General features: G+C 57.4%; 11 protein-coding genes and 1 pseudogene. 2 read left to right on the forward strand and 10 right to left on the reverse strand.

Translation table 11 applies throughout. The annotated features are described in order from the left end of the window. Positions 1-78: 78 nt before the first annotated feature. The 9 genes from AC5RVZ_RS07945 to AC5RVZ_RS07985 all read right to left on the reverse strand — a co-directional run bounded on the left by AC5RVZ_RS07945 (position 79) and on the right by AC5RVZ_RS07985 (position 13,144). Complete coding sequence (locus AC5RVZ_RS07945; protein WP_494065217.1) at positions 79-1,554, reverse strand: aldehyde dehydrogenase family protein; 1,476 nt, start codon at positions 1,552-1,554, stop codon at positions 79-81. Beyond that, positions 1,551-3,677, reverse strand: coding sequence for an oxidoreductase (locus AC5RVZ_RS07950; RefSeq protein ID WP_494065510.1), 2,127 nt, complete (start codon positions 3,675-3,677; stop codon positions 1,551-1,553). The genes AC5RVZ_RS07945 and AC5RVZ_RS07950 overlap by 4 nt, the downstream gene beginning before the upstream one ends. A gap of 182 nt (positions 3,678-3,859) precedes the next feature. Continuing rightward, a complete protein-coding gene (locus tag AC5RVZ_RS07955) occupies positions 3,860-4,705 on the reverse strand; it encodes a cytochrome b/b6 domain-containing protein (RefSeq protein ID WP_494065218.1) in 846 nt (281 codons plus the stop codon). A gap of 331 nt (positions 4,706-5,036) precedes the next feature. Next, a complete protein-coding gene (locus AC5RVZ_RS07960; protein WP_494065219.1) occupies positions 5,037-6,017 on the reverse strand; it encodes an electron transfer flavoprotein subunit alpha/FixB family protein in 981 nt (326 codons plus the stop codon). Between the two features lie 47 nt (positions 6,018-6,064). Next, the gene (locus AC5RVZ_RS07965) at positions 6,065-6,838 is read right to left on the reverse strand and encodes an electron transfer flavoprotein subunit beta/FixA family protein (RefSeq protein WP_494065220.1); all 774 of its coding nucleotides are present in this window, start codon (positions 6,836-6,838) and stop codon (positions 6,065-6,067) included. A gap of 74 nt (positions 6,839-6,912) precedes the next feature. Beyond that, complete coding sequence (locus AC5RVZ_RS07970) at positions 6,913-8,238, reverse strand: aminotransferase family protein (RefSeq protein WP_494065221.1); 1,326 nt, start codon at positions 8,236-8,238, stop codon at positions 6,913-6,915. Positions 8,239-8,844: 606 nt separating this feature from the next. Further along, complete coding sequence (locus AC5RVZ_RS07975) at positions 8,845-10,566, reverse strand: flavin-containing monooxygenase (RefSeq protein WP_494065222.1); 1,722 nt, start codon at positions 10,564-10,566, stop codon at positions 8,845-8,847. 109 nt (positions 10,567-10,675) lie between these two features. After that, the gene (locus tag AC5RVZ_RS07980) at positions 10,676-12,277 is read right to left on the reverse strand and encodes a PucR family transcriptional regulator (RefSeq protein ID WP_494065223.1); all 1,602 of its coding nucleotides are present in this window, start codon (positions 12,275-12,277) and stop codon (positions 10,676-10,678) included. Between the two features lie 384 nt (positions 12,278-12,661). Next, the gene (locus AC5RVZ_RS07985) at positions 12,662-13,144 is read right to left on the reverse strand and encodes an Lrp/AsnC family transcriptional regulator (RefSeq protein ID WP_494065224.1); all 483 of its coding nucleotides are present in this window, start codon (positions 13,142-13,144) and stop codon (positions 12,662-12,664) included. A gap of 137 nt (positions 13,145-13,281) precedes the next feature. On the opposite strand from AC5RVZ_RS07985, the gene ald reads away from it, so the two are divergent. Together ald and AC5RVZ_RS07995 are read left to right on the forward strand one after the other, a co-directional pair. Then, positions 13,282-14,397: an alanine dehydrogenase gene (gene ald, locus AC5RVZ_RS07990; protein WP_494065225.1), complete on the forward strand. Its 1,116-nt coding sequence runs from the start codon at positions 13,282-13,284 to the stop codon at positions 14,395-14,397. 265 nt (positions 14,398-14,662) lie between these two features. After that, positions 14,663-15,427 (forward strand): annotated as a pseudogene (locus AC5RVZ_RS07995) (IS110 family transposase). Between the two features lie 1,507 nt (positions 15,428-16,934). On the opposite strand, the gene AC5RVZ_RS08000 reads toward AC5RVZ_RS07995, so the two are convergent. After that, entirely contained in the window at positions 16,935-19,256 is a 2,322-nt protein-coding gene (locus AC5RVZ_RS08000) for a molybdopterin-dependent oxidoreductase (RefSeq protein ID WP_494065226.1), read from the reverse strand. Positions 19,257-19,357 lie beyond the last annotated feature (101 nt).

A 19,357-nucleotide genomic window follows, 5' to 3' on the forward strand; every position in this document is an offset into this window, starting at 1 on the left:
GCCGTTCAAAGCAGGGTGTATCAGCTGGAGGCTCAGATCATTCGATCTGGTGAGCCGCAGTGACGAACTGGTGGAGCTCTACTCCAGGTTGAAGTAAGTGCTCTTGAGTTGCGTCCAGGTGTCAAAGGCATGATGTGAGTAGTCTCGCCCAGACCCGGACAACTTGCTGCCGCCATGGGTCAGGGTGAGATCGAATTTCTCGTCTCCGTTCACCACAACTGCGCCGACATTAAGCCCGCGGGCAACTCGATGGGCCTTTCGAATGTCGGAGGTCCAGACCGTGGCTGCCAGGCCATAGTCGCTGTCGTTAGCCAGACGCAACGCTTCTTCGTCGGTCTTGAAGGTGATTACCGAGGCGACAGGCCCAAAAATTTCCTGACGGGCGATCTTCATGTTGTTGTCGACCTCGGCAAAGACCGTCGGTTCTATATAAAAACCGCCCGTGCTTTCTCGGACGCGCTTGCCGCCGTGGACCAGCGAGGCACCCTCGGCTTTGCCGTCTTCGATGTATCCGAGAATGCGCTCCATCTGGGTTTCGTCAACGATGGACCCAAGCGTGGTGCCTTCGTCGAAGGGGTCACCTGGGGTCCATTGATCTGTTGCAGCTGCCAACCCCTCGATGACTTCGTCAGCTATGGACTCATGGACAAGGATGCGCGTAGTGGCATCGCACATTTGACCAGCGTTACCGAAGGTGCTGGTAGCAGTCACTCTAGCGGCGGCGACTGGATCTTCCGTATCCGCAAAAATGATGCCGGGTGACTTACCACCCAACTCCAGCTGCACCTTCTTGAGATTCGAGTCAGCAGAATAGCGCATAAGCATCCTGCCGACATCGGTTGAACCTGTGAAACCCAGGGCATCAACATCTTTATGAAGGGCGAGAGCCTTTCCTACGACCGAACCGCGACCGGGCAGCACATTCAGGACACCATCCGGCACGCCCGCCTCGGCAGCGATTTCGGCCAGGCGGAGGGAGCAAAGAGGTGACTGCTCGGCTGGCTTGAGCACCAGGCTATTGCCACTTGCCAGGGCAGGGGCGATCTTGATCATTGGCATGAGCAGCGGGAAGTTCCAGGGTGTAATGGCAGCCCCCACACCGACAGGTTCTCTCGTGAGAATGCCATGGGCGTCTTCACCCAAGGGAGCAACCTCACCATAGATGTGGTCTATGGCCTCCGCAAACCACTCCATGACTTCAGCACTGTATTCCGCCTCCCAGCATGCCTCCGCGATGGGCTTACCCATGTCCAGGGTCTGGAGAGTTGCCAGTTCATCCTTGTTGCTCAGGATCAGTGCGGCGAACCTCTTCAAGATTCGTTTACGGTCTCGCGGCTTAAGCGAACTCCAGATTCCGGATTCATAGGTGCGCCGCGCGACGGCTACGGCATTGTCGACGTCCTGATCGTCAGCAGCAACGATATCCGGCAGCCGGCTACCGTCCACCGGGCTAAAGCGCTGGGAGTAGTTTTCTGAGTGCGGTTCTATGAATCGTCCGTTGACCCAGGGTTGAGTGAGTCGGAGGATGCTGGGGGCTCTGTTGCTAGGGTTCATGGTGTTAGGACTCCGTTCTTGAGGTCACGAATGCTTAGTAGGGCTCTTTCACGCTTATACGGAAGAGCGATGGCGGGGTTGTCGCTGTCAATTTCCCGGGCAAGGCGGTGCCCGTCGAATACGGCCTCCGCAATTACGCGCGGCGCCAATGCGTCGCCGATTCGGTACAGCCCGTGGACATCCTCTTCAGCGAGCCCTGCCTCACCGTACTCACTCTGGATAGAGCGATAAAGGGAGTCGTTTGGCAGTCGCTGTGTAACTAGGACACATGCATCTGCTTCATAGAGCTCGGCCTCCTCGGGCGAGGCATACGCGTAATGCGCCCACACGCCGCCCTTCTCATAACGTGTTGGGACCACAGAAGTAACGTGTCGTACGCCCTGCGAATGAAGCTTCCTGCGAAGGAAGGTGGATTCAAGAGTGAGATCCGTCAGCGGTGCCAACTGGGAAAGGTGCGTAAGGATGGTGACTTTCTTGCCCTCCGCAGAAAGCTTGTCCGCAAGAGAGGCAGCGACGTGGTACCCGTCGTGGTCGATGATAACCACGCGGTTGCCGGGTACTTTTTTGCCCTCCACCATGATCTGTTCGGGTGTCAACACGTCTGGCATGGTCGCATCGGCGCCGGGAATGCCATTTCTGGAGACTGGGCCGATTCCCGTGGACGACCAACGAGATCCGGTGGCAAGAACAACTATTCCCGCACCGTAATTGACAATTTCCTCAGCCGTCAACCGGGTGTTTGGAATGTACGTTACATTTTTCAGCTTCTTTAGCTGAATCATTCGGTATTCGGTAACTCGGTTCCACTCGCTCAGCCCGGGGAGCCGTGTCAACCAATTCAGGTGGCCGCCCATCTCCTCGGCGTCATCTACCAGGTGAACGTTGTTCATTCCCCGTTCGCCGAGAACCCTGGCACATTCCATTCCTGCGGGTCCTGCCCCCACGACGAGCACATCGTTTTCAGCGTTTTTCGCCCGCGTAAATATTTCCGGGTGCCAGCCGCGGCGGTACTCTTCTCCTGCCGTAGCGTTCTGGGTACAGACAATTGAGGGGCCACCGACTTCAAATCGGGCTACACACACGTTGCAGCCGATGCACTCCCGGATGTCCTCTAGGCGCCCTTCCCTGATCTTATTGGGAAGGAACGGATCTGCGATAGACGGGCGCGCTGCCCCAATGACGTCCAGTGCGCCTTCTTTGATCGCCTTGACCATCTGATCCGGATCGGTAAAACGCCCTACCCCCACTACCGGCTTCCGACTGACCTCCTTGACGCGCTTTACCCAGTCAAGGGACCTCCCAGGCGAGAAGAAGCGGGACGGATTTGCGTCATCCCCCCAGTCGAACCCGCCGATATATATGTCCCACAGATCGACTACGTCATCGCAGGCGCGGATGAAGGGAATAACGTCACGTTCCAATTCGATGCCGTCTGGCCCTCGGAGGGAGTCAGCGGTCAACCGGACAGAGATGGCAAGGTCTTCGCCTACGGCATCATGCACCTTAGTGACGACCTCACGGAAAAATCGAGCGCGATTCTCAGGAGATCCGCCGTACTCATCATTTCTCTGATTACTCAATGGGGACATAAACTGCTCGAGCAGTCCGTCGTGGCCGCCATAGATTATGACTATGTCGAATCCGGCCTTACGAGCCCGTTCGGCTGCTTGAACGTAAAAGGTTTGTACTTCCTCGATATCACCTTTATCCATTTCCACAGTCGGAGCATTGTGGTGAACTTCGTGAACTACTGAGGAAGGACCCCGCGAGACGGCGCGGGATTCCATGTTCAGGGGGTTATTGCCCCCGTACCACAGCTCTACTCCGGCGAGTGCACCCTCCTCATGGGCTTTTTCGCACATCAGCGAAAGATTCGCGATGTCACCATCATCCCAAAGCCGCGCCAGCACATGGGGGAACTGATCTGATTCAGGATGGATCGAGCACTCTTCGGTACTGACTGCTCCCCACCCGCCTTCAGCCTTGATACCTCGCAGGGCGGCCTGGGACTTTGGCTTGATGGTTCCAAAGCCCGAGCAATGGGGCACCTGATAGAACCTGTTAGGAAGAGTTTTCGGCCCGATCTGTAGTGGCTCGAAAAGAATGCTATGTCGCGGATCCATCTGGATCACGTACCTTTCTGACCTAATTGCAATAAGCAGTGTTACTGCTATGTTGAGCGCTATTAGGCCATTGTTGATTTGTTGCGGTGTGCTGTTCTCTGCGTTGCATGTATCCAACTATCACGCGAATAATCCCGCGACGGTCGACAGGCTGGATTCGGAAATGTTATCGCTGCCCCGCTCTACTTGGTCAAAGTTCCAAAGTGGCGGGCGACAGGGCGTGTGAAGAGGGGACGAATCAGAATCCAACCGCCACAGACGACTAGGAGAGACACTAAGAAGACACCAAGACCTAGCCAATCCGTGGCATCACGGGATGTGTACATGTGATTCAGGTTCCTCAGCGCACCTGTCAGAAAAACGAGAAGAACATGCACAAGCGTAAAAAGAACGAAGTAGAGCATCACCGGATAGTGGATAGCACGTGCGAACTTGACCGTATACAGCTTCGACAGGTTCTTCCTCTCATCGGGCCACCAGGTCGACAACCGGATTCCGGAAAGTACCGCCAAGGGAGCGGCAATGAACACGGTGGCTGCGTACGCGAGCATCTGCAGTGCGTTGTAGTGCTGCCATCCGTTCTCTGCAGGCCAATCCAGGGACGCATACTGGAGGGCCGCTGAGAGAGCATTCGGAAATATATCCAGATTAGTGGGCACAATCCTCATCCACTGAGAGGTCGCGACCAGCAGCACGATGAAAATGGCCCCATTCAGTACCCACAGTAGATCCAGAACCTGATGGATCCACTGGGACAAGCTTATCTTCTTCGGCGTCGCGCCTTTAGGCGAGAACAGAGAGCCCTTTTTAGCCGTGAAGTATGCAGGAGCTTTTTTCTCATGCCGTACCTGCAGGCCTGTGCGAACTATCAAAGCGATAAAGAACATGTTGAGAAAGTGCTGCCACCCCATCCACACGGGCAGTCCAACCGGAGCATTATTGGGCATTGTTGGAGTGCCAGGGAACTCCGCAAGAAATCCCTGGACCTCGGGGAGTCGGGACAAAGACCGTGCGATGAATATCGTCACAGTAGCAAGGGTCAAAACGCAGACCAAGGTAAGGAGGTGGCGCTTCCAAGGCACGTTCCGCCGTGGCGCTCGTACCCCGTTGGTGGTTGTTGGCGTTGCCGTGTTAGGGGTCGCAGCCGCCTCTTGGCTTGGTCGCTGCGCAATTGTTGGAGCCATGCGGCTGCGCCGAACGGGCCTGCTATCTGAAGGTGCAGCGTTGGAAGAACCTGTGTCAGTCCCGGCTTGCCCTGGAGTTCTGCCGGCTTGAATTGTCGGGGCTGGTGCCCCGCCCATTCGTTGCCTTCGCCTCTCCATGCTCGGCGCATCATCATTCATCTCGCGGGCCTTTCTGTCACGCTGAGCGGCGCTGCTGTATCGCAGCTGTCAGCTGCGGCACTACGGTAAATAGATCTCCGACGATCCCGAAATCTGCAAACTCGAAAATTGGGGCATCAGGGTCCTTATTAATCGCGACGATATATTTGGAGGTCTGCATCCCTGCACGATGCTGGATAGCCCCTGAAATACCTACTGCCACGTACAGCTGCGGGGTGACCTTAACGCCAGTTTGCCCTACCTGGTATTCCTGCGGCACGTAGCCGTCATCCACTGCCGCCCTTGACGCACCCAAGCCTGCGTCAAGTGCATCGGCAAGACTCTCCACGAGGGAGAAGTTTTCGGGGGATCCCAGTCCTCGCCCGCCCGACACGACTGTCCTGGCAACGCGAAGCGGTGGGCGATCCGAGACTGAATGGGCTCGTTCGACTCTTGTGATTTCGGCCGCGCTAGTTCCAGTGGCGTCTACTTCAAGCCGCACGGCCCGGGGCTCTTCGACTGCAGGAAGCGTCGCATCAAATGCGCCCCATCTGACAGTGGCGATCATCAAACCACCGTCCACGGCAGACTCCGTGGTGTAGTCACCGCCAAAGACTGAATGGCGGGCGATGACCTCATTGCCCTCAGAGTCATATTCGAGCCCCACCACATCCGCGGCGACCGATCCGCCAATACGCACCGCAAGACGTCCGGCAATCGAACGGGAGTCAGGAGTGTTTGGTAGCAGTACTGCTCTCGGGCTGCCCTGGGCAATTGCCTCTGCCAAAGCCGCAAGTTCAGCAACACCAAAACCGGCACCGCTCCGTTCTGTAAAATAGACGGTAGCCACGCCCAAAGCACCCAGACGGGTTACAAGCTTGTCATGGTCAGAGTTGGCGCCAACGAGCACGAGCGCTTGAGGTGTGCCTGCCTCGGCAGCGGCTGCGAGCAGACCCCGCGTGCTGCTCTTGAGGTCACCATCTTCGGTGGTTTCCAAGTAAGTCAAAATATTTGTCATCGTGATTGTCCTTCCAGTGGTGAAGTGGCCCCTCTAACTGATGCTGTTTAGATCAGCTGTTTCGTCGCAAGGAACTCAACGAGTTCCGCAACTGCGGCTTCGTCTTCGTCTTCGGACAACTTCACACCTGCTTGGCGCATCGGACGTTGGGCAGCAGAAACCATCGTCGATGAGGCCTGTGGAACATCAACGCCGAGGTCCGTCAGGTTCCAAATTTCCACCGTCTTCTTCTTGGCTTGCTTGGTTCCTTTGAAACTAGGGAAGCGGGGCTCGGCCGACTGTTCCGTCACGGAGGCAATAGCCGGGTACTCGGCGCGCAGAGAGAGAACCTCTCCTTCCACGCATAGATCTCCGGAGGCCTGGTGGGCCAGGATCTTCAAAGTCGCCAAGGACGGCAGTATCGGCCATGCGAGGAGTTCAGCGAGCATCGAAGGAACAACACCGCTGGCTCCGTCGGTCGACTCAGTTCCGGCGAGCACGAAATCTGGACCGATTTTTGCTATCGCCTTGGCAAGGATCTGGCTGGTCCTCAATGCATCGGAGCCGGCAATATCCTCGTCAGATATGATCACTGCCGAATCTGCGCCCATGGCTAGAAGCTTGCGCACCGATGGCTCTGCAGAGGCTGGTCCTACCGTTAGGACTATGATTTCCGCCTCAGCACCGGACTCACGATAGATCAGAGCGTGTTCGAGCGCGCGTTCGTTGATTTCATCCAACACCGGCTCGGCAGCTGCACGATCCAGCCAACCTGTCACGGGGTCCAGCGTCCGAGAACTCCAAGTATCGGGAACTTCTTTTGCAAGTACCAAAATTTTCATAGTTGCTTCCTGTAGCTGTAGAGCCGAGTTGCACGTCTACACAATCAGTAGCGGACATCCGCGGTAGCTTTTTTCTACTTCTGACCAGTCTCTTCAGCGGTGCGATCGAGCACGGTCGTGAGGCGGCCAATGATTTCATCAACTTCGATTGAGCTCGTAACGAGTGCCGGAAGGAAGCCAACGGTCTGGTCACTACGATATGTACGCAGCAGGAGGCGCTCTTCTACGGCGATCCTGTGGAAGGCCTTCCCGAAATCCGTATTGACCGTCTCGGAGTCAAAGTCGAAAGCAAGCATCATTCCGATCCCACGTACAGTCGAGGCGGAAACTGCTTCCGTTTGACTGGCAAGCTCGTGCAGGCGCTTCAGAAAGTAGGCGGATCCGGTACGGCACTGCTCGAGAACCTTTTCTTCTTCGAAAATGTCCAGCGTTTTGATGGCCGCTGCACAGGCTCCTGGGTGACCTCCACCGGTAAAGCCATGGATAAAGGGGACATCGATGCTGGAGAGTCTCTTCAGCATCCGATCACCGACGCCAACGGCACCCAGCGGGAAGTAGCCGGCGGTCAGGGCCTTGGAGATAGTCATCAGATCTGGCACCACGTCGAAGAGGTTGGCACCAAACATTTCCCCGGTTCGGCCAATACCTGTCAGGACTTCATCCAGCACCAAGAGCACATCATAGCGATCGCAAATCGCACGAATTGCGGCCCAATAGCCCTCAGGGGGGGCAACAATACCGTGAGGTGTTGAGATGGGTTCAGCCATAAACGCTGCAACATTCTCGGGTCCGAGGCGCAGAATTTCCTGCTCCAAAGCTTCGGCCGGGTTGTTGTCGGACGGGGACGGCTGGGGAATGTGTGAGAAGCCAGGCAGCGTCGTTACAAGCTGCTCCCACAGAGCCGAATTGCCCGTCAAACTACCTGCGGCGTAGGAGACTCCGTGATAAGAGTTCCATCGGCCGATTATGTGTTGTTTCGAAGCCTGGCCCGATTTCACATTGGTGTACCTGATTAGCCTGATGACTGTCTCTACAGCATCAGACCCACCCACGGTATAGAAGAAGTGGCCAATCCCAGCGGGGGTGACTCCAGCAAGCCGTTCCCCCAGTTCGGAGGAAAAGACATGACCGCGAGAATGATAGAAGTGCGTACCGTAGCTCAATTGTTTGAGAGCTGTTGCAACTGCATCGGGAATGTCTGTACGACCGTAACCCAGGGCAACGTTAGCCTGGCCTCCTGCAGCGTCGAGCCAGAGCTGGCCATCCACATCAACCAGATGTGTGCCGCCGCTGCCCGATGTGAAGATCGGGCCGGAATTCCGTGGCCGCAGCGAGGAAAAGCCATGGAGCACATGCTCCCTATCCTGTGCAACTGCCTTCTGGTCGTTTAGTGTAAGCATGAATCAATCATGCGAGTATCCGCTCTCAATGTATCTGCCCGTGATGTACGGTTTTCGGCCTCTTGGGATGACGCTTCGTCAAGTCCCGTCCCCCAGGCCGACGCCGTCGCCGGGAGTACGCTGCTTTGCTTGGGTTCCGAAATACGGCCACCGACACCTTCCCACACCGACAAAGCCGAGGCCTTGCGGGGAAGGAAGGCTAGTGCACTTCCGCTCCCGCAAGGCCTCAACTTCTATCAAGTACTTGGATAGGTTCTTCCGTGACTCTCTGGCTCGCGAATTTGATTGTCGGGCCATCCACACCCTAGATGCCAGGCGCCCTGTCGGAGCCTCCGGTCTGAACAATGGCTTATTTGCTGCCGCCTTTCCCTGAGTGCGCCACAAGCGGCTACTCCGGATCTGCGCTGCTCCTCGAGGCAGGACTGCATCCGATAGAACTTTCCGGTCCTCACGCCACCGGAGCTTGCGGTCCCCCGTGGAAAATCAGAGCCCAACCCTACCCGAGCAATCAACGACTGTGTCGGGCGCGTGGTGCTCGCCGGTTTGTGGTTTGGCCCAGTTGGCTTGGCGGCATTGCCGACCGTGCCGCTGAGGAATGGAATCCATCTACTTTGCTGACATCGGCACGTTGACCCAAGACTCATTTAGATACGCAACTGCGGATTCTTGGTCGGAAATGCGTGAGTCAAACTCAAATCCATTGAATCCATTGCCTTGAACTTCCTTCAGAATTCCAACGTAGTTTTTCCACCCACCAGAATAAGGAACAAAGAAACGGCTCCCGTCCTCGTTTACATGCACCATATAGTTGTCAACCTTTTTTCGAAGTAGGTTGTCGGCAATCTCCTGACTATGTTCACGCCAAAACGCCTGGGCATCCGGTGAAGCTTCGACCGTCACCAATCCGTTGCTCTTCATGTATGCGATGAGATCAGCCACAAAGTCCACATGCACGACGTTGTGCACGTTGAAGTTCACAAGCACCGAAGGGCTGCCCGGCCCCGTCAGGATATGAAGATTGGGAAAGCCGCTCTGCATCAGGCCGAGATAGGCGCTAGGACCCTCCTTCCAGTAGTCCGCAGGATGCTCGTTATTCGAGTTTCTGATATCCAAGGAATCGAGAGCTCCCGTGAAGGCATCAAAGCCAAGCGCTGAGATGATCACGTCAAATTTCAGCTCACGGTGAGAAGTTCTAACCCCATCCTCCGTGACGGCCACGATCGACTCATCTCGCGCATCGACGAGAGTTACATTCGGCCGGTTATAAATGGCGTAGTAGTCGCTGCAGACGCAGAGCCGACGTGTTCCGATCGGGTAGTTTGCCGGTTCGAGTCGATCGGCGAGAGCAGGATCGTTGATCTGTTCCCTGATCTTCTCCCGTACAAAGGTCGAAACCTTCTCGTTGACGGCAGGATCTGTGCGCTGGTCTGGGAATGCGAAGGTAAGGGCCAGACCGCCAAACTCCCACTGCTGTTGGAGTCGCTCGTTCACTTCTTCGTCCGTGAGCTCCCTTGCCGGCTTTTCGCTGGCGGGTGCTATATAGGCCGCGCCAGTGTTCATGACCGATTCCTTGAGGACCTCCACGTTGTTTGCGAACTTTGCGTAAAGTTCCTGGTCGATTGGCCCATTCTGAGAAGGTACGACGTAGTTTGGAGTCCTCTGGAAAACATGCAGAGATTCTGCAACCTTGGCAACTTCGGTTGCTACCTGCACTCCGGAGGATCCCGTACCAATGACGGCGACTCTCTTGCCCGTGAGATCTACAGGTTCTGAAGGCCAGTGTGACGTCTCGAGCCACTGCCCTTGGAAATTTTCTGAACCGGGAAAGGGAATCGGACGCGACTTTGAGAGTTGTCCGCTTGCGAGTACAACATGTCGTGCCAAAACAGGCTGGCTCCCGTTTGCCTCTACCAACCAGCGCTGCGCAGTCATATCCCAATGAACCTTCTCTGCCCTCGCCGAGAACTGGAAATGCTTTTCCAAGTCGTAAAACCGAGCATATTCTCTTAGGTAAGCCAGGATCTCGGGCTGGGAAGGGTACCGCTCCACCCACTTCCAGGCTTTATAGAATTCAGGGTCAAGGTAGCTGTAGTAGTACGCTTCGATATCAACTCGAGCCCCCGGGTATGAATTGTGGAGCCAGACACCTCCCACTCCGGCAGCAGACTCAAAGCCCTGCACGGACAGGCCGTCTGCTCGCAATCGTTTAACGGCGTAAAGCCCTCCGAGGCCGGCTCCAATTACCACTGCATCGACGAGGGCAGCCCCCGAAGGGTCCTTCGCAGTTCCGGATCCTGTTTCGAGATCGTCTAGGTGGTGCAAATTCATAATATGGATCCTCCAAAAAATTGACGTGGCGCTAATCATTTTCCGGTGTCCTGAATTATGGACCTACATGCGATCTGTCAACCGTTGGCCCGGTCAGCCTCATACTCTGTCAATGCGGATCGGCTGTCGTGCCGGTGTCTGTACCTGCGGGAGCGAGACCCAGGTACGGCAACATCCTTAGCGCTAGGTGTAATCCAAGCCGGGTGTCGGCGTCAGCGAGGTCTACACCGAGTTGCTCTTCGATTCGCTCTAAGCGAAGGTACAGGGATTGTCGTTCCAAATGGAGAACTCGCGCCGTTTCTGCTTTCTGCCCGCTCAGCTCGATGAATACCTGCAAGGTTTGAACGAGCTGCGTCCGGCGCTCACGGTCATAATTGATAAGTTTCTCGAGCTTCAACCGCGCGAAGCGAGCCACTTCGGGATTATTTCGTAGGCTCCACAGAAGTCGGTCGATATCAAGGTCAGTAGCATCGTGCCAGGGCCGGTGCGGAACATGAACGGCACCGTCAAGAGCATCGATCGCCGTCCCTAGCCCGTGGGCGACGGCATGCCAGGTATGCACTGCCCCGGCCACACAGAGGACGGCGCTGTCGGCTTTATCAAAGTAGCGCTCAGCGGCCGATCCCAAAAACAGGGCTAAACGGTCAGCGGCTTCAGCGCGTCGGTCTGTGTCCTTAATGCCAAGTACCACCAAGATAGTGTCGCCGGAAGTGTCCAGTTCCACGATTGCAGGTATGTGGCGGTTCTTTAACTCACTGATCACGTCACGCCAAACGGACTGCCACAACTGATCCTCAACAGACACTGGGCGAGCACGCCTGTGCCTTGCCATGCGGGCAGCCAAAGGCAGGAGCACTGGCGCATCAAAGCCGACGGATGATGCCCTGCTTTTTGCAATGTAAGGAGGCATGTTTCCGTTCAGAACCGCAGAGAGGAACCCCTTTGGACCTCCGCCAGGACGGATTAGAAGTTGCTCGTCACTTGTGAGCGCGAGACTAAGCAACGATGCGGACCGCTCAAGAACCAACCTATCTTGAGGCGAGAACTCCCCGCCAAGTCCTAGGGCGATAAGGCGGCCAGCTGGCGCGTCCCCCAGCCTAACCTCTTTCTGGATTATCTCGGGGGCAGAGGGGAGATCTCGCTGAATGCTCTCCCAAACCGCGGTCAATTGCTGTTCGGTGAACCCAGCCATGGATTTCCCAAGAAATCCCCCGGACCCCCTCTCCAAGACGACGGGGTTACTCAACTCATCCGAAAGGAGCCTTAGGAGCTCGGGTATCTCCGCACCGGCAAGGAGACGATCCAACAGCATGTCTTGAAACCTCTGTAAGGCGTCAAGGGCTGAGAAGCTTTCACTGATCAACCTGCGGTGTACAGCTTCCGTGACTTCCACAAAGGCCACATGGACATGTAGCGCGATGAGAACAACCTCTTGTTTGCGGGCCTCATCGACTACATGCCGCGGGATGGTCGCAAGGACCGAACCTAACTCAATGATGAGGCCAGCTACACCTCTTTCAGATACCTGCCTGATAAAACGACGATCATCTGCTTCGGTAGAGAACATGTGCCCTTCCGAAATAAGCAGCTCCCCTCCCCTTAGCGCGCCTGCGATGTCACGACTTTCGGCCACGTGCACCCATCGAACTTCTCTGTCCAACCACTCGTTTCCCACGAGTACCTCTGGTGCTCCGTTCTTCAGAGCGTCCAAGGACAGGACTGTCCTCAAGGTAAGGGAATGTCCCATAGGATCCTCAGTCTTCACTTGCCACATGCAGGTTCTCCCGCGTCACTTTTCACTAGCAGTTACCCTTCCCCACAAGGTCCGGATTGGTGCCCGTTTCCAACTTCCGGTACATACATCCTCCACCAAACATTTTTGACTTCGTGCCCACCCGGCTCGGTGTGCATAGGCTTGAAGATTCGGCGACCAGTCGGGACCTGGAGTACTGGCGCTTTCTGGGGGTAAAGCAGGAGGGTTGTTGCGGTGAAACATGGCCAGAAAGCCACCCTTTGGTACAGGGCATCGAGCACGTTTTGGCAGCCGGAGCGAGCCCACCTCAGCATTCAAAAGTGGCCGCCGTGGGGAAATCCTTTACAGCCCCGATGTTGTTCCCCGTCCGTGTTCAAATACCAGGTTTGTTTGGGTGCCAGCTACAGCAGGGTTCGACGACAGATGTTCGAGGACAAACTGGCGGATGTGCTCAGTGTTTCTCCCGGTGATATGGATCAGGAAATCGTCGGCGCCACCGAGGACGAAGAACTGCTTGATCTCGGGTAAGTCCCGCAGTTCGTTGCCGAATGCATTCATCAGGTGTCGGGCACCTGGGCGAAGCCGGACGCTGACCAAGGCTTGAAGGGGCATCCCCATGGCCTCGGGATCCACTTCGATCGTAAAGCGTTTTATGACTCCTGATTCCTTGAGCGCCTTGATTCGCGCAAGGCAGGTGGATGGTGCGAGCCCGAGTCTTTCCGACAAAGACTGGTTTGTCTGCCGCGAGTTTTTTGCCAGCAGGGACAGAAGCTTATCGTCAATGTCCTCAGAAGCTGTGCGCTGCAATTTCTGCGGGTGAGGCACGTCACGCGACCTTCCAGTAGCAGATCCTTGGCCATTTTTCCTCAATTCTATGCAGTTTCTGCAGATTCAAGGTGATTCTTTGCAACTTTCTGTCATCCTAGTCGTCACAAGCGCCAATCCTTACAGAAAGCCTCGACATGATCATCTCGGTTCCCAAGGAAGTAAAGAACAACGAGTTCCGCGTTGCTATCACCGCCGCCGGTGTGCATGAGCTCAGAACAAGTGGCCACGACGTGCTCGTGGAAGCTGGCGCCGGTACCGGCTCGGGCATAAGCGACCAAGAGTACGCGCTGTCGGGTGCTGAAATCGTGGGAACTGCTGATGAGGCGTGGGCGCGGGCGGACATGGTAATGAAGGTAAAGGAGCCCATCGCTACTGAATACCGTCATTTCCGTGAGGGCTTGCTCCTTTTCACCTATCTTCACCTTGCAGCCGAACCCGAACTTACTCAGGCACTCATAGCATCCGGAATTACAGCCATCGCCTATGAGACTGTCCAGGAAGGCCGCGTGCTCCCGCTGCTGGCGCCCATGTCCGAAGTTGCAGGGCGGCTATCGATCCAGGTGGGCGCCTCCTCGCTAATGGCGCCGCTCGGGGGTAAAGGCGTACTGCTGGGCGGCGTACCCGGCGTCCGGCCCGCCAAGGTGGTGGTCCTGGGCGCAGGAGTCGCGGGCACCAATGCCGCGGCCATGGCGTTGGGGCTCGGCGCCGACGTCACTATCCTGGACATCAACATCAACCGCCTGCGCGAACTCGATGCTCAGTACCAGGGCCGGCTCAAGACCGTCGCCTCCAACAGTTACGAAATTGAGAAGGCCGTAGTCGATGCCGATCTTGTCATTGGTTCGGTCCTCATTCCCGGTGCCAAAGCGCCCAAGCTCGTCACCAACGAGCTCGTGTCCCGCATGAAGACAGGCTCTGTTCTGGTGGACATCGCCGTGGACCAGGGCGGCTGCTTCGAGGACACCCGCCCCACCACCCATCAGCAACCTACCTACCAGGTCCACAACACCATCTTCTACTGCGTAGCCAACATGCCCGGTGCCGTGCCCAACACCTCCACCTACGCGCTGACCAACGTTACCCTTCCGTATGCCGTAGCGCTGGCCAACCACGGGGTTAAGGGCGCACTTGACCGGCACCCCGCGCTGCGTGCCGGCCTGAACGTTGCGGCAGGAAGGGTTACGCACCCGTCTGTCAGTGACGCGCATGGGCACAATCTCGTTGACTGGCAGGAACTCGTTACTCTTTGATGGATCGTGTGCCCCCCGTTACCTTTTTCGTAGCCCGTTCCCGTTGCAGGATTTAGGGTTTCCTGGCCGGCCGGTCCCGGTATGGTTGTTGCCCCCAGTCGTTTGATGATCAGGGGTGTTGCCACCGGGATCGGCCCGGCGGGAGTTGATCGCTGATAGAGGCACGGCTTGCGGGGTCATTCGTAACGTGGATGCCGACGACTGCCGCCATGGTCAGGCCGGCACAGGCAGCAGAAGGCGGCTCTTCGGAAGGCGGTACGCAGTGATTCTTGACCAGCAGGACATCGACGTTTTCGTCGGCCTGGACGTCGGAAAATCCGATCACCACGCCGTCGCCCTGGACCGATCCGGCAAACGGCTATACGACAAAACCCTGCCCAACGATGAAGCCAGACTGCGCGAAATCCTCACCGACCTTGGACGGCACGACAAGGTCCTGCTCGTCGTCGACCAGCCTGCTACGATCGGCGCGCTGCCCGTGGCCGTTGCAAGGGACATGGGCGCAACGGTCGGTTATCTGCTTGGCCTGGCGATGCGCCGGATCGCGGACCTTCGCCCGGGGCAGGCCAAGACCGATGCCGGCGACGCGGCGAGTCGCCGCCCAGGTCGAAGCACTCGTAGAGGCCCACCCTCTTCACCAGGTCCTGACCTCGATGCCCGGCATCGGCGTCAGGACCTGCGCCCGCATCCTGACCGAAGTCGTCAGCAAAGACTTCAAAGACGCCGGACACTTGGCCTCTCTTGCCGGCATCGCGCCCGTCACCCGCCGCTCCGGACCTCAATCCGCGGCGAGCACACCAGCCGGCGAGGCAACAAGAAACTCAAACGCGCCCTGTTCCTCTCCGCCTTCGCCGCACTGCACCATCCGCCCTCCCGCGCCTACTACGACCGCAAACGAGCCGAAGGCAAACGCCACAACCAAGCCATCATCGCCCTCGCCCGCCGCCGCTCGGACGCCCTCTTCGCAATGCTCCGCGACAGCACCCTTTATCAAGACCCGAAGCCTGCACCCCTCGCCCCCGCCGCTTGACGAAAACCATAGAGGCCCCCCCGGAGGGAAGGCATTCGATCCTCCTAATAGAAAGCAAAGCGCCGAGATGGCACTACATTTGCATTCAAACCTTTGGCTTGAAGGTCACAGTGTGAAACCCCATCGCCCTTTTGAACGCCAAGCTCTTGAAGTCGATTATGAGTCGGCCGGCACAAGATGTATCGAGTACCGGTATGGGGATCCTCCGTCGAACGAAGACCTTGTGCATCTATGGTCAGAACTGGCAAGAGCTCAATGCTGTGGTCTTCTCATCACTTGGCACGGTCCTTGGACCTATACTTTGGAGCACTGCAGCCAACTGCCTCCCGGCATGGCCTATGAACGCCTTGCACCTGAAAGCATGTCCTGAGATCAACTCTCCCGCGGGCAGGCCAGGGAGACGGACCAGGCAATTAGTTCTTGCCGCTGTATTAGCAGCTGAACCAGGACACCCCAAAGGTCCACGAGTGGCCCCTCTCCCATTTCGTAATATCTCCGTCGCAAAACCCACCCCAACCCAGCACAGTGGGCCCAAAGACTTTGAGCTACATATCCTAAGGAGCCGATATGGCTGATACGAAGACTTTGACAATCGACCGCGCAACGAAGTGAAGCAGCTGCCGGCACTTCAGTGCGACCACTGCCCCTTGTCTCCCCTCCCCATGAAAATGCTGTAGTTAACGCGCAATCCAGTTCGGGCGACTCATCGTCGGACTCCGCGACATCGCGCTGGAAGGGCTACAGGACGCGGTCGATCGAGCCGGTATCGAGATCGGTTTCACCGCCGAACTGAAGCTATCGCGTGTTTTGACTCTAGACCACCTCGATCGTATGGAGAGCGATTTGGACGAAGGGACAAGACCAATCAGCGAGATGTTTCTGCCCAACGCTCCCAGGTAGCAGGGTCCTTGATAAGACGCGGGTTTTTATGCCTCCGCCCTTGGAACTAACGAGGTTTCCTCGAACCGGCACGTTCGGACACCACTCACGTAAAGCTGCGGGTCGACGGAATCTGACGATCCAGGCAAGCTTTTCCTATTCCCCCATTGCTTGTGTCAACGTCGTTGCGGAGCTGGCACGCACACTCGGGTCTCGTGGCCAGAGGCTCAAGCAGGCGAGGTTGAGAGATAGCCAAGTATCGGAACTAGGCTTCCCGCTCCAACATGCGTCGGCCAAGGTCCGAGTACCGTGCCTTTCGGGGGCGGCGCGCCCGGCCCGTGAAAGAAGGAGATCGTTATGGCCAAGGCCGAAGACGCATCCACACCGGAGCACTGTCTTTTCCGGGTCACGGCGCTTTCGCGGCGGTCATGTATCTGCTACGCAACGTGCGCGTGCATATCGGGTTCGTCCCGAAGGACCGATGCCAGTTCCTCGGTCGGTCGGGCCCCGCCTACTAGGTCGAAACACTCCCTAACAGGAACACCCGCAGACTCGACCGTCAACCGCCTGCCTTGCTAACCATTCGCGCACCATCAAACTCGGCGAGGTCGACATGCGCCTACCAGATTCAATTGAGTGAGATCCTGTTGTTACCTGCGGCAGAGCTCGGAACAATTTCAGGGGGGCCAAGGACAGTTAATTCAGGGGGATCACCTCTGAACTTCTCTACCTCGGTGAGGGCGTGCTGGCCGGTCGTAGCCTGACTGAGGCGGGACGTGGGCCGGTCCGCAACCAGGACATTGGGGTTGCCATGCCGGCAGTGTGTTGGATCCTCGGGATCCGGGTCATACCAAGCGCCCGTCGACAGTTGGATCACTCCGGCCCGCACCGCCTCGGAGACGACCAAGCCGGCCAAACAACTGCCTCGATTGTTATAAATGCGCACGACGTCTCCGTCCATGAGTCCGCGCGCTGCAGCATCGAGGGGATGCATACGTACCGGCTCCCGCCCTTGTACTTTGCTCTCCTGGCTGTAGGCGCCGACGTCGAGTTGGCTATGCAGTCGGGTTTTGGGCTGGTTAGCCACAAGGTGGAGCGGGTACTGTGAGGCCGAATTAGCGCTCCACTCGTCGGGTTCGAGCCACACCGGATGTCCAGGGCAATCAGGGTAGCCAAAGCCTGCAATTGTCGCTGAGCGGATTTCGATCCTACCGCTGGCGGTGTCCAGCGGACTCCCCAACGGATCCTCCCGAAAATCACGCATCAGAACCTGTTCCGGATCGGTCACCGGAATCCGGATGCCGTCACCCGCCCAAAAAGTCTCAAAGTCCACAACGTCGTGGTCTGCCTCGCTCAAGCGGGCACGCCAGCGGTCGTAAAGGTGAACCAGCCACTGGTTCACACTGCGACCTTCCGTGAACTCCTGGCCGTGGCCGAGTCGCCATGCCAAATCCGAGAAAATGGAGTAGTCATCGCGGGCTTCGCCGGCTGGCACGGTAAGCGCAGGCATGGGAAGGAATGTCGGGTCGTTCCGCCCGGCGCCGAAGTCGTCCCTTTCAATTGTCATAGTGGCTGGCAGGACGATGTCCGCATGTCGTGCGGTGGCAGTCCAAAACTGCTCATGCACCACCACAGTTTTGGGTGCTTTGAAAGCCTGGCGGAGCCGTGCCAGGTTCTGGGCGTGGTGGAAAGGGTTACCACCGCACCAGTACACCAGCTCAATATTTGGGTACTTGAGACGCTGTCCGTTGAAGTCGTACTCTTCACCTGGCTGCAGGAGCATGTCTGCAATACGGGCCATTGGGATAAAGGCCCGCTCACGGTTCCTCCCCTGTGGAAACGATGGTGCGCTCGTGACCCGGCGGGGCATCCCTATGTCGGCGGTACAGCCGTAACCGTGGGAGAATCCGCCGCCCGCCAAGCCTATTTGGCCGAGCATGGCAGCTAGCGTGATCCCGAGCCAAATTGGCTGCTCCCCATGCTGCTGCCGTTGTAAAGACCAGCTGAGGTTGATCATGGTTCGCCGCCCGGACATTTTTCGAGCCAGCTTTCGAATGGTCTCTGCACGGATTCCTGTGATGCCCGCCGCCCACTCTGGTGATTTCTGCTGCCCATCCCGGTAGCCATAGAGATAATCTCGAAAAACGCCATAGCCGGTTGTGTAACGCTCCAGGAAATCATGATCGACCCGTTGTTCTGCGTCAAGGGCGAATGCTAAGGCAAGCATGAGTGCCGCGTCGGTCCCCGGCCGCAAGCTTATCCATTCAGCATCAGCTTCTGGAAAGGTGTCATCGGCGATGGGGCTGACGGAGACGAATTCGCAGCCCCTTTCTCGGGCCCGGACGATTGCCGCCCGTCCCAGATGCCTGCTGATGCCGCCTGGTCCGGAGGAGGAATTTTTCTCCGATAGCCCCCCGAACGCTACAACAAGATCCGTCTCCGCCTCTAGGACCGCCCAAGAAGTAGCTTCGGCCGTGATGTCACCCGGAGTCTTGCCGATTACATGAGGCAAAAGGACATCGGAACACCCGTAGCTGTAATCGCCCCGGCCAGCCACATATCCTCCTAGTACATTGAGAAAGCGATGGATCTGGCTTTGCGCGTGGTGGAATCGGCCAGCGCTCCCCCACCCGTAGGAGGCGCCGTAGACTGCAGCGGAGCCACGCTCGCGATAAACCCGTTCAAGTTCGCTCGCGACTAAGCTGAGGGCACGTTCCCAGCTGACCTCGACGAATGGCTCGTCTCCTCGGCCCCGTCCGCCTGGTCCGTCCCGCAGCCAGCCTTCCCGGACCGCGGGCCGCAGCAGGCGTGCCGGGTGGTGTTGGGAGCTGGCGACGTTCCTGTAGATGTGGTTTGGATCCGGGTCTTTGCTCCACGGACGCACCGACGTCAGCGCGTGCCCGTCTGAATCGGCCTCAAAGGCGCCCCAATGTGTGAGGTGTGTAGGCATAACTGTCCTTCTGCGTTAAATGAGAAGTTGCAATACAACGGCCTGCAGCGATTTGCGTAATCGCATCTGCCGTCAAGTGTTGGCGCGGCGCGACCAACCAT

The sequence above is a fragment of the Arthrobacter sp. Cza30 genome, from assembly GCF_059090765.1.

Excerpts from the sequence above, each read along its gene's own strand:
- AC5RVZ_RS07945 (WP_494065217.1), bottom strand. The coding sequence starts at position 1,554 with ATGAACCCTAGCAACAGAGCCCCCAGCATCCTCCGACTCACTCAACCC.
- AC5RVZ_RS07950 (WP_494065510.1), bottom strand. The coding sequence starts at position 3,677 with ATGGATCCGCGACATAGCATTCTTTTCGAGCCACTACAGATCGGGCCG.
- AC5RVZ_RS07960 (WP_494065219.1), bottom strand. The coding sequence starts at position 6,017 with ATGACAAATATTTTGACTTACTTGGAAACCACCGAAGATGGTGACCTC.
- AC5RVZ_RS07965 (WP_494065220.1), bottom strand. The coding sequence starts at position 6,838 with ATGAAAATTTTGGTACTTGCAAAAGAAGTTCCCGATACTTGGAGTTCT.
- AC5RVZ_RS07970 (WP_494065221.1), bottom strand. The coding sequence starts at position 8,238 with ATGCTTACACTAAACGACCAGAAGGCAGTTGCACAGGATAGGGAGCAT.
- AC5RVZ_RS07975 (WP_494065222.1), bottom strand. The coding sequence starts at position 10,566 with ATGAATTTGCACCACCTAGACGATCTCGAAACAGGATCCGGAACTGCG.
- ald (WP_494065225.1), top strand. The coding sequence starts at position 13,282 with ATGATCATCTCGGTTCCCAAGGAAGTAAAGAACAACGAGTTCCGCGTT.
- AC5RVZ_RS08000 (WP_494065226.1), bottom strand. The coding sequence starts at position 19,256 with ATGCCTACACACCTCACACATTGGGGCGCCTTTGAGGCCGATTCAGAC.